6 protein-coding genes are annotated in these 11,471 nt (G+C 70.6%); 2 read left to right on the top strand and 4 right to left on the bottom strand.

Translation table 11 applies throughout. The features are described 5' to 3' along the window. The 4 genes from ABZS40_RS35550 to ABZS40_RS35535 all read right to left on the bottom strand — a co-directional run. Positions 1–378 (bottom strand): hypothetical protein (locus tag ABZS40_RS35550; protein ID WP_354949004.1); only part of this gene is annotated, 378 nt, incomplete at its 3' end. Between the two features lie 68 nt (positions 379–446). After that, positions 447–1,865, bottom strand: a complete 1,419-nt coding sequence (locus tag ABZS40_RS35545) for a PQQ-binding-like beta-propeller repeat protein (RefSeq protein WP_354949002.1) — start codon at positions 1,863–1,865, stop codon at positions 447–449. Positions 1,866–1,927: 62 nt separating this feature from the next. Then, entirely contained in the window at positions 1,928–2,887 is a 960-nt protein-coding gene (locus ABZS40_RS35540) for an acetamidase/formamidase family protein (RefSeq protein ID WP_354949000.1), read from the bottom strand. Positions 2,888–2,977: 90 nt separating this feature from the next. Continuing rightward, positions 2,978–4,012, bottom strand: a complete 1,035-nt coding sequence (locus tag ABZS40_RS35535) for a polysaccharide deacetylase family protein (RefSeq protein ID WP_354948998.1) — start codon at positions 4,010–4,012, stop codon at positions 2,978–2,980. 444 nt (positions 4,013–4,456) lie between these two features. Between ABZS40_RS35535 and ABZS40_RS35530 the strand changes: the two genes are divergently transcribed. Both ABZS40_RS35530 and ABZS40_RS35525 read left to right on the top strand, forming a co-directional pair. Then, a complete protein-coding gene (locus tag ABZS40_RS35530) occupies positions 4,457–5,536 on the top strand; it encodes a glycoside hydrolase family 19 protein (RefSeq protein WP_210818106.1) in 1,080 nt (359 codons plus the stop codon). Between the two features lie 276 nt (positions 5,537–5,812). Next, on the top strand, positions 5,813–11,428 hold the full coding sequence (locus ABZS40_RS35525) for a GH92 family glycosyl hydrolase (protein ID WP_354948995.1): 5,616 nt from the start codon (positions 5,813–5,815) through the stop codon (positions 11,426–11,428). Positions 11,429–11,471 lie beyond the last annotated feature (43 nt).

Here is an 11,471-nt window from a genome sequence, read left to right as displayed (position 1 = left end):
CGCCGCGCGGGGGGGTGGGCGCCCGGCGCCGGGCCGGGGGGGGGGGGGGGGGCGGGGGGGCGCCCCGCGCCGCCCCCCCCCCCCCGCCACGCCGAGCGTGCCCTCGCTGTCGAAACTGTCGGCCCCCGTCAGCCAGCGGGGGAACATCGCGAGGGCTGCGGTGTCCAGTTGGTCGAGCAGGCTGTCCACGAGGTCACCGAGGGGACCAGCCACAGTGGGCCGGTAGTGCACGATCGCGGGTGCTGCCGGTGGCAGCGGGTCGAGTGCCACCCGCAGCAGCTCCGGGTCGACGCCCGGCAGGTGACTCACCCGCCCCATCGGCGGGGCGGCCCACCAGGCCATGTTGGCGTCGCCGTCGGCCCGGACGGGGTGCGCCATGGCGGCACCCTACGACACGGACGGGCGCGACCGGGGACCCCTCGGTAGCGTGGCGGTGCGCCCGCCGCTCAGCGCAGCCGGCGGATGTCGCCGTACGCGCGGTAGTAACCGCCGCGGCTGGACTCGCGCACCTCGGTCACCAGGTAGCGGGCGCCCGGCTGGCGAATCCCCTTGGGGAACTGCACCGACCAGTCGCGCCGGTAGCCGTCGGAGAGCACCTGGACCCGCAGCCGTCCCCGATCGTCCAGGCACTGCACGACCACGCCCGCGCCCGAGTCGCTGGTCACCTCGACGATCGTCGGTTGCACCGGCTGGGGCGCCTGGCGGGGGGCCTTGATGTCGCGTACCTGGGGCACGTTGCCGGCCTGCGCCGCACGGATCGCTGGCTCGCTCGCGTCGATGCAGGCCAGATGGCCGTCGGTGGTGACGACGTAGAGCCGGTCGTCGTGGTACTGCATGGAGTACGCCGAGCCGCAGCCGGTGCCGAGCTTCCACAGCCGGGTGCCCGCCGCGTCGAAGCAGTAGATCGAGGACTGGCTGTCACCGGCGAAGACGTAATCGCCGCCCTCGGCGGTGGCGCAGGAGAAGACCGGCGCGTCGCAGAGATAGGTGCGTTCGGGGCGACCCGACTTGGACAGCCGCACCACCTGGCGGCTGCTGGTGCCGGCGAACACGCTGCCGTGCTCCTGCCAGCCGAAGAGCACCGAACCGGTGGTGGTGTGCCACAGTTCGCTGCCGGTACGCCACTCGTAGCCGGTCACGCCCTGCGAGTGACCGTGGTAGATGGCGTCGTCGTCGCACCGCACCATCCAGGCCGAACGCCCCCGCCCGGGGCGACGCCACAGGAACTCGTCCTCGTGGTCGACGGCGGTGATCCCGCCGTCGGCGTCGGAGACGCCGAGGACGCCGTCGTGGATGTCCAACCAGTAGATGTCGATCTCCGGGGCGATCGCATACGCCACCCGGGGCACCTTGCCGGACAGGTCGTAGACGTTGCCGTCGTCGCAGCCGGCGTAGATCCAGGCGTCGTCGGCGACCATGCACTTCACCCCGTCGGGAAGGCGGACCTGGCTGCGCACCTGGGCGTCGTGGTCGAGCGTGGTGATGACTCCGTGCTCGTTGCCGACCATGCAGTGCCGCCCGTCGACGAAGATGCCGAAGGCGGGGGCGCCGGAGTCGTAGCGCCAGAGCACCGGGGCGGTGTGGGCGGTGGAGCGGGTGCTCACGATCTGCCGCCGCGACACTGTGCGTTTCTGGCGGACGCCGGGGACCGCCGGCGCGTAGCCCTTGCGGACCTTCTCACCGATCTTCTTCGCCGCGGCGGCTCGGGCCCGGGCGTTGTCCGGATAGGCACTGGCCTTGAACTGCCCCTGGTCGCCGATCCGGCCGTAGCGCACCGTCAGCGTGGCGTGGTCGACGATGACCTCGTAGAATTTGTGCGCACCGTTCACTTCGGACAGTTCGAGGTAGGTCGTCTCCTGGGACATGGGGGCCTCCGAGGGGTCAGCGAGCGGCGCGGTCCGGCCGGCGCGGCGACAGTGACCACACGTTAACGGCGCCCCCCGACAGAATCGGCGTCCGGCCAGCGCAGCGCGTCGTCGCGGAGCACCGCGTGCGCGCCGACACTCTGGTTGACGATCTGCGTCACCCGTACGTCGACAGCGATGCTGGCCAGCGCCACCGCGTCCGCGCGGCTGAGGCCGTGCAGGCGCTGCATCAGTGTCAGCATCGAGTCCAGGGCCGTGAACGTGGCGTCGTCGAGGGAGGCGCCGATGCCCAGGGTCAGCCACGCGTCGGGGGTACGGGCCACCGGGCCGGTGAGCGGAAAGTCGTCGCGCACGTCGACGGTCAACGTCACCTCGTCCATCGGACACTCGATCGCGGTGCCGCCGACCTCGCCGTCACCCTGTGCGGCGTGCCCGTCCCCGATGGACAGCAGCGCGTCGTCCACCGGGATCGGCAGCAGGAGGGTGCTGCCGGCGGTGAGGTCCCGACAGTCCAGATTGCCGCCCCAGGGGCGCGGCGGGATCGTGGAGTGGAGCCCGGGCTCCGCGGGTGGCATGCCGAGCACTCCCATGAAGGGCCGCAGCGCGACAGTGTGGCCGTGCTGGTTGCGGCCGGTCATCGTCACCGGGTCCAGCTCCCAGGCGTGCACCACCGGCTGATCCTGCACGCCGTAGCGCTGGTTGAACCCGCTCGGCCAGCCGCCGGCCACAGTGGTGCCCCAGCTGCCCGGGACGACCGCGTCGATGCGTACCGCGAGGGTCTGGCCGGCGCGCGCACCGCGGACCGCGACCGGTCCGATCAACGCGTGTCCGTAATCGGGCCGGTGCTGCGCGACCCGGGGCCGGTTCCGGTTCGGCCCGCCGGGGTACGGGCCGGCGGACCACCAGCAGTCCAGGGTGCGACAGGTGACGGTGTCGCCGGGGTCGATGGTGAGCACCGGCGGGAAGTCGGGGGAGAAGTGGCCGTGCAGGCTGCCGTCTCCGGGCGTGAGGGTGTGTCGCATCAGTGCAGGCTAGTGGCCACGTGCAGCGGGCAGGCAGGTGCGCGGTGGGTGCCGGGCGCACCCACCGCGCACGTCTCGACCTGGGCGATGTCAACCCGAGGTGCAGGAGCGGATCTGTGGGCGGGCGCTGCTGTTGCCGTTGGTCATCGTGGTGAAGCCGAAGGTGTTGCCACTGCCGTTGGACCGCATGGTCATGACTGTCCCGCTGCTGTCCCAGGTGGCGGTGCCGTTCCAGATGGTGGAGACGCGCTGCGGCGAGGTGATGGCCACGACCACGGTCCACGTGCTGGCGCCGCTGACCGTCACGGACGTGTTGTACCGGTCGCCCCAGACGTTGGGGGTCGTGGCGGTCGCGGTGGAGGTGCCGCCGGAGGGCGGCGGGGTGGTCGGCGGCGGGGTGGTCGGCGGCGGGGTGGTGCCGTCGGGCGCGACAGCGCGGCCGGTGGACGGCGAGATCATGCCGGGGCACAGGTTACGGCTGGTCAGGTTCGCCATGATCTGGGGAATGGCGTCGCGGGTGTTCTGGATCCCGTCGTGCATCAGGATGACCTGACCGGCTTGGAGCCGGCTCGCGTTGGCCACGATCTGGCTGACGCTGGCCCCGTTCCAGTCCTGGGAGTCCACGTCCCAGAGCGCCTGGCGCATGCCCAGTGACGACGCGACGGACTGCAACGTGGAGTTGGTCTCGCCGTACGGCGGCCGGAACAGCGCCGGTCGGCTGCCGGTGGCCGACTGGATCGCCGAGCTGGTCTGGGACAGGTCCGACTGCATCTGGGCCTGGCTCATCGAGGTCATGTGGGCGTGGTTCCAGCTGTGGTTGGCGACCCACATGCCGGCGGCCACCTGCGCCTGCGCGGCCGAGCGGTTGTTCTGGACGTTCTGCCCGACGTTGAACATGGTGGCCCGTACGCCGTTGCTGCGCAGCACGTTCAGCAGCGCGCTGGTGCTGCCGGTCGGACCGTCGTCGAAGGTGAGCCCGACGTAGCCGTTGCAGGTGGCGGCGCTCGACGGGGTGGAGGTGGCCGCGAGGACGACGCCGCACATGGCGACGGCGGTGGCGAGGACGGCGAGGGCCGCGCGCAGCCGCCTGGACCACAGGGCCGTGCGGGGGAAGAGCCTGCTCATCTGGTGCCCCTTCGCGCAGGCCCGGACGTGCCCTGGTGTGCGGGCAGCGCAGTCCGGACAGGTGTGGATGAGTGGGTGGGTGGAGCGGAGACCGTGACGAAGCCGATCGCATTGACCTCAATGGATCGGAGTATTACAGCGAGAATTCCAACGCGTCAACAAGTTCCGGAACATCCTCGTAACAACTCAGGACGCCGTTCCGGGGTTTTTCCAGGCATGCCTCGGCCTGAGGGAAGCTTCCGTGCCGTCTCGATCACGTTGATCGAACGGTCTGCTCGCGACGTGATCCGGAAAGCGGCCGGAATTATCGTTCGTCGATCACCGCGCCCACCGCCGCGCCCGGCCGAGCTGAATAGTAAAGATTGTGAACAGAAGATGTTACAGTCACTTCGGTCGATGTCCGCTCGGGTCTCGGCCAGTGAGGTCCGAGGAAGGAGTGGTCACATGACGAGACTGCGGGCGCTGGTCGCGCTGGCGGCACTGATCGTCGCCGGTGGACTGGTCGCGGTCATCCCGGCCACCGCCGCGTCGGCGGCGGCCTGCTCAGCATCGTGGCAGGCATCGGCCGTCTACTGGGGAGACGCCCAGGTGTCCCACAACGGCCGCAACTACCGCGCGAAGTGGTGGACCCAGAACGAGGCCCCGCCGGGCACGACCGGCGTCTGGGAGGACCTCGGCGCGTGCGGAGGGGGCACCACGCCGCCCACCGGGGGGACGTGCAGCTACCCGAACTGGACCGCCGGGACCTGGTACGCCACCGGGGCGATCGTGCGCTACACCAACGGTTCCTACTACATCGCCGAGCACGACAATCCGGGGTACGACCCCGTCGTCAGCACCTGGTACTGGGAGCCCTACACCTGTGGCGGTCAGCCACCGACCACACCGCCACCCACCAACCCGGGCGGCTTCGTGGTCACCGAGGCCCAGTTCAACCAGATGTTCCCGGGCCGCAACTCGTTCTACACGTACTCCGGGCTCGTCGCCGCGCTCAGCGCCTACCCGGCGTTCGCCCGCAGCGGCAGCGCCACAGTCCAGCGGCAGGAGGCCGCGGCCTTCCTGGCGAACGTCTACCACGAGACCGGCGGGCTCGTGCACGTGGTCGAGCAGAACACCGCGAACTACCCGCACTACTGCGACTACGGCCAGCCGTACGGCTGCCCCGCCGGGCAGGCCGCCTACTACGGACGGGGGCCGATCCAGCTCAGTTGGAACTTCAACTACAACGCCGCTGGCAACGCCCTCAACCTGCCGCTGCTGACCAACCCGTGGCTGGTGCAGACCGACGCCTCGGTGGCCTGGAAGACCGGTATCTGGTACTGGATGACCCAGAACGGGCCGGGGACCATGACCGCCCACAATGCGATGGTCAACGGCGCCGGGTTCGGTCAGACGATCCGCAGCATCAACGGCTCGATCGAGTGCAACGGCGGAAACCCCGCCCAGGTGCAGAGTCGCGTCACCAGGTACCAGCAGTTCGTCGGCATCCTCGGGGTGTCCGCCGGAGCGAACCTCTACTGCTGAACCGTGGCCGGGCCTCGGCGGACGTCCCCGGACGGCGTCGAGCCCGGCCCATCGGCGGCCGTGGCCCGGTGGGGGGCGGCGGCCGTTTCGGCGCGATCAACCCGTTGACACGGCCGTGCTGCGCCCGGAACTATCAGCGGCAGTCCACACGCCCCGGCTCCCGTTGCTCACGATTCCCGATGACAACGATGTCAGGGCTCCGACCCGCCACCCGCTCCACACTGCCCAGACGTTCGACGTACTCGACCCGGTTCGAGTCGAAAGGCTCCGTCCCTCATGTCGCACACCCCCCTTGCGCGCTCCCTCTCACCCCGCCTGATCGCGGCGACGACAGCCGCCCTGCTACCGCTGGGCCTGCTCGTCGCCGCGCCCCTGGCGAACGCCGCCCCCACCCCCGCACCGCCGGGCAACTTCACCTCCTCGTTCGAGTCCGCCGACCCGCAGCCCGCCACCAGCACCGTGGAGGTCGGCCCGAACGGAAAGCCGGTCCAGGCCAACCTGAGCGGCACTGTCGCCACGCTGCCCGGCAGCCTGCTCGGCCAGGTCAGCGCCGTGACCGCGAGCGACGAGAACCCGCCGCGAGAGATCGCCGCGAACCTCGCTGACGACGATCCGTCGACCAAGTGGCTCGTGTTCGCGTCCACCGGCTGGGTGACCTACCAACTCGCCAAGCCGGCGACGGTGGCGCGCTACTCGCTGACCGCGGCCGACGACGCACCGACCCGGGACCCGAAGGACTTCGTCGTCCAGGGGTCGAACGACGGCAGCACCTGGACCGACCTGGACAAGCGCGCCGGCGAGAAGTTCAGCGGGCGCTTCGCCACCAGGACGTACAGCTTCACCAACCCGAACGCCTACGGCTTCTACCGCCTCAACATCACCGCGAACTCCGGTGACTCGCTCGTGCAACTCGCCGACTGGAACATCAGCGACGGCTCGGACGTCCGCCCACCGGCCACCCCCATGGTCAGCGCGGCGACCGCCGGCCCGAACGGCGGCTACACCACGAAGCCGGACGTCGGGTTCACCGGACTGGCCGCGCTGCGCTACTCCGGCGGCGCCGAGGGCAACGGCCGCTCGTACGCGACCAACAAACTCTTCGACGTCACCATCCCGGTCGGGCCGAAGACCCGACTGTCGTACAAGATCTTCCCCGAGTTCACCGGTGGGGACGGCCGCTACCCGTCCACGTATGCCGCCGTCGACCTGCACTTCACCGACGGCAGTTACCTGAGTGCTCGCTCGCCCGCCGACCAGCACGGCTACCCGCTCACCGGCGCCGGTCAGGGCGCCTCGAAGGTGCTCTTCGCCGACCAGTGGAACCTGGTGCAGGCCGACCTCGGCACCGTCGCGCGGGGCAAGACGATCGACCGCATCCTGCTCGCGTACGACAATCCGCAGGCCACCGGGGCTACCCGGTTCCAGGGTTGGCTCGACGACATCGAGCTGACGGCCGCGCCGGCGTCGATCGACGGCTCGAAGCTGACCAACTACGTCGACACCCGACGGGGCACCAACTCGACGGGCGGTTTCTCGCGCGGCAACAACCTGCCGATCACCGCCGTGCCGAACGGGTTCAACTTCTTCACCCCGGTGACCGACGCGACCTCCGACTCGTGGGAGTACGAGTACCACCGGATCAACAACGAGGCCAACCTGCCCATGCTCCAGGGCCTCGCGATCTCCCACGAGCCCAGCCCCTGGATGGGTGACCGCAACCAGATGTCCGTCATGCCGGTCGTCGGTGGCGGGCCGCTCACCGGTCAGCCCGCCAGTCGTGCGCTCGCCTTCAGCCACGACGACGAGACGGCACAGCCGGACCTCTACCGGGTCAGGCTCCAGAACGGCCTGGTCGCGGAGATGTCGCCCACCGACCACGCCGGGATCATGCGGTTCACCTTCCCCACCGGGCAGCCGACCGGAAGCCTCGTCTTCCACAACGGCACGTTCACCATCGGCGCGGACGGCACGTTCACCGGTTGGGTCGACAACGGAAGCGGCCTGTCCGCCGGGCGTAGCCGGATGTTCGTCTCCGGCGCCTTCGACCGGGCGCCGACGGCGTCCGCCGCGACCTCGGCCACCTTCGACCTCTCCGGGTCGCGGGAGGTGACGATGCGTCTCGCCACGTCGTTCCTCTCCGTCGACCAGGCGCGCCGCAACCTCGATCTGGAGGTCACCGGCAAGAGCTTCGACCAGATCCACGCCGACGCGACGGCCGCGTGGAAGGACCGGCTGGGGCGGGTCGAGGTGCGCGGCGCCACCGAGTCGCAGCTGGTCACCATGTACTCGAACCTGTACCGGCTGAACCTCTACCCGAACTCCCAGTCGGAGAACACCGGCACCGCAGCCAAGCCGCGCTGGCAGTACGCGAGCCCGGTCTCGGCGCCGACCGGGGCGTCGACCACCACCCAGACCGGCGCGAAGGTCGTCGACGGCCAGATCTACGTCAACAACGGCTTCTGGGACACCTACCGCACCGTGTGGCCCGCCTACGCGCTGCTCTACCCGGACGTCGCCGCCAAGATCTCCGACGGGTTCGTCCAGCACTACCGCGACGGCGGCTGGATCGCCCGCTGGTCGTCCCCCGGCTACGCCGACCTGATGACCGGCACCAGCGCGAACGTGGCGCTGGCCCAGGCGTACCTCACCGGGGTCAAGCTGCCCGACCCGCTCGCGGCGTACGACGCGGCAGTCAAGGACGCGACCGTCGCGTCCGGGCGCAGCGCGGTCGGACGCAAGGGCATCGAGAGCTCCCTGTTCCTCGGCTACACGCCAACGTCCACGGGGGAGTCGGTGTCCTGGGCGCTGGAGGGCTACATCAACGACTTCGGCATCGGCAACATGGGTGCGGCGCTCGCCAAGGACCCGGCCACGCCGAAGTCGGAGCGCGCCCGGCTCACTGAGGAGTCGCGGTACTTCCTGGAGCGGGCCCGCAACTACGTCCACCTCTTCGACCCGAAGACGAAGCTCTTCCAGGGCCGCGACGCCGCCGGCAACTTCCTCGCCGGTGACCCGCTGGACTGGGGTGGCGTCTACACCGAGACCAACGGGTGGAACTTCGCGTTCACCGCGCAGCAGGACGGCCAGGGCCTGATCAACCTGTACGGCGGGCAGAAGGCGCTGCGGGACAAGCTCGACGCCTTCTTCACCACCCCGGAGAACGCCGACCGCCCCGGTGGGTACGGCGGCGTCATCCACGAGATGCTCGAAGCGCGCGCGGTGCGGATGGGTCAGCTCGGCATGAGCAACCAGCCGTCGCACCACATCCCGTACATGTACAACGTCGCCGGCGCGCCGGCCAGGACCCAGGAGACGGTGCGGGAGATCCTGCGACGTCTCTACGTCGGCAGTGAGATCGGCCAGGGCTACCTGGGCGACGAGGACAACGGCGAGATGTCGTCGTGGTACATCCTCAGCTCGCTGGGCATCTACCCGTTGCAGGCCGGGTCGTCCGAGTGGGCGATCGGCTCGCCGCAGTTCACGAAGATGACAGTGCGTCGCGCCACCGGCGACATCGTCGTCAACGCGCCGAACAACAGCGCGGCGAACGTCTACGTGCAGGACGTCAAGGTCAACGGCAGGAAGCAGCGCGGCCTGTCAGTGGACGTGGCGACGCTCGCCAAGGGCGGCACCATCGACTTCCAGATGGGCCCCAAGCCGTCGTCGTGGGGCAGCGGCCGCAACGACGCCCCGCCGTCGTTGACCAAGGGTGACGAGGCGCCGAAGCCGTTGCAGGACGTCACCGGCCCCGGTCTCGGCACCGCGACAGCGACCGGCGGTCAGGACGCGTCGAAGCTGTTCGACGACTCGTCGACCACGCAGCTGACCTTCACCTCGGCGACCCCGCAGATCACCTGGGCCTTCCGTGGTGGCAAGCAGAAGCCGAAGTACTACACCGTCACGTCCGGGGCCGCTGCCGGCGATCCGGCGGACTGGCGCCTCCAGGGTTCCAACGACGGCCTCACCTGGACCACTGTGGACTCCCGCACCGGCCAGGTGTTCCCGTGGCGCAACCAGACCCGCCCGTACTCGATCGACAAGCCGGGACGGTTCACCCAGTTCCGCCTCGCCGTCACGAAGACCGTCGGCGCCACACAGACCAACCTCGCCGAGGTCGAGCTGCTCGCCGGAGGTGACCTCGACCTCGGGGGCGCCGACATCACCGTCACCGCCGCGGACGGCGTGCACGCGACCTCCGGCGTAGCCGTCTCGGTGCCGTTGGCCAGCGTCACCGGCGGCGACGCCGACGGCTACCAGGCCACCATCGACTGGGGTGACGGCACGCCGGTCACCGCGGGCACCGTGACGCTGAGCTCACGGGCCGTCTACCGCGTCGCCGGCTCGCACACCTACGCCACGCCCGGCTACCACCAGGCGAACGTCACGGTGACCGACGGCGAAAGCCAGAGCTCCGCGACGGTCGGTGTCGAGGTGGCGTACGCCCCGGCCTCCGGTCTCACCGCCGCGTTCGACAACGTCTGCGTCGGCGACGAAGGGGTCCTGGCGGCGGACTGTGACGCCAAGTCGTGGGCGTACTCGCGGGCCGCCCTGGCGGCCGGTGGTGCCACCCAGGGCCAGGCGCAGCAGGTTCCCGGAACGGCGCTGCGGTTCACCCTGCCGGTGATCCCGGCCGGGCAGCCGGACAACGCCACCGGCAACGGGGCGACAGTCGTCCTCGATCTTCCGCAGGACGCGAAGAGCATCTCGTTCGTCGGCGCCGGGACGCAGGGCAACCAGAGCACCACCGGCACGGCGACGTTCAGCGACGGCAGCACGGCCAGCATTCCGATCCAGTTGAGCGACTGGACGCTGGGCGGCAACGCCAACGGCACCCCGTCCTACGACAACGTCATCGTCGCCCGGACGGCGTACCGGTTGCAGGGCACGAGCCGTGACGGCGCCCAGCCGTTCCTCTTCGCCACCGCGCCGTACCAGATCCCGGCGGGCAGGACGCTGGTGTCGGTGACCCTGCCGACGCAGACCGGCGACCCTCGCTCGGCGGGTCGGATCCACGTGTTCGCCGTGGCCAACGACGGCACGCCCGCCCCGGCGCTGGCGACCGCGGCCCCGAAGAACCAGACGGCCACCGCCGGGCAGGCCCTCGCGGCGAACCTCGGTGCGGTGACCGGCGGCGTTCCCGGTACGGCGGGCTACCGCGCCCGCGTCCAGTGGGGTGACGGCACGGTTCCGAACGACGTGACGATCAGCGGGTCCGGTGCGATGAGCGGCCAGCACACCTTCGCACGGGAGGGCACCTACACGGTGCGCGTCACCGCGTGGGACACGCTGTCGAGCAGCACCGAGTCCTTCACCGTGACCGTGGCTCGGGGCGGATCGCAGCCGACGATCGCGCTCTCCGCGTCCGGCACCGTCACCACCGGTGGCGCGATCACCGTCGCCGGCAGCGGCTTCGCCGCCGGCGAGGAGGTGACCGTCAGCGTCGGCACCGACCCGGGCCGGACCATGAAGGTCGCGGCCTCCGCGACGGGAACGGTCCGCGCCTCGGTGTCGACCTCCGGTGACGCGCAACCCGGCCGGTACGCCGTCACCGCGACGGGCGCGTCCTCGCGTACGCCGGCCACGGCCACCGTCCAGGTGACCGGGGAGCCGGAGGCGCTCACCTACCAGCCGCGGGTGGCGCTGTTGACTCCTTCGGGCCCGCGCGGCACGTCGATCATGGTCGACGGTTCCGGGTTCGCGCCCAACGAGGTGGTCACGATCGCTTTCGGGACCGGACTGGCGGTCAGCACCGTGCGCGCGAACGGTGACGGCGTCATCTCCGGCGCGACGGTCAGCGTTGCGGGTGCGGCGAAGGCGGGCGCGACCAGTGTCACGCTGAACGGCGCCACGTCGGCGACGACGGTGTCCCGACCGTTCACCGTCACCGGCTAGCAACGAGCCGGGGACAGTGCGACCGCGTGGGGCGGGCCGTGAT

This window comes from Micromonospora sp. NPDC005324, from assembly GCF_040607155.1.
Lineage (GTDB): Bacteria > Actinomycetota > Actinomycetes > Mycobacteriales > Micromonosporaceae > Micromonospora > Micromonospora trifolii.
Note: the sequence above shows the minus strand (reverse complement) of the source record. Positions and strands in the feature narration are given on the sequence as shown.

Excerpts from the sequence above, each read along its gene's own strand:
- ABZS40_RS35525 (WP_354948995.1), top strand. The coding sequence starts at position 5,813 with ATGTCGCACACCCCCCTTGCGCGCTCCCTCTCACCCCGCCTGATCGCG.
- ABZS40_RS35545 (WP_354949002.1), bottom strand. The coding sequence starts at position 1,865 with ATGTCCCAGGAGACGACCTACCTCGAACTGTCCGAAGTGAACGGTGCG.
- ABZS40_RS35530 (WP_210818106.1), top strand. The coding sequence starts at position 4,457 with ATGACGAGACTGCGGGCGCTGGTCGCGCTGGCGGCACTGATCGTCGCC.
- ABZS40_RS35535 (WP_354948998.1), bottom strand. The coding sequence starts at position 4,012 with ATGAGCAGGCTCTTCCCCCGCACGGCCCTGTGGTCCAGGCGGCTGCGC.
- ABZS40_RS35540 (WP_354949000.1), bottom strand. The coding sequence starts at position 2,887 with ATGCGACACACCCTCACGCCCGGAGACGGCAGCCTGCACGGCCACTTC.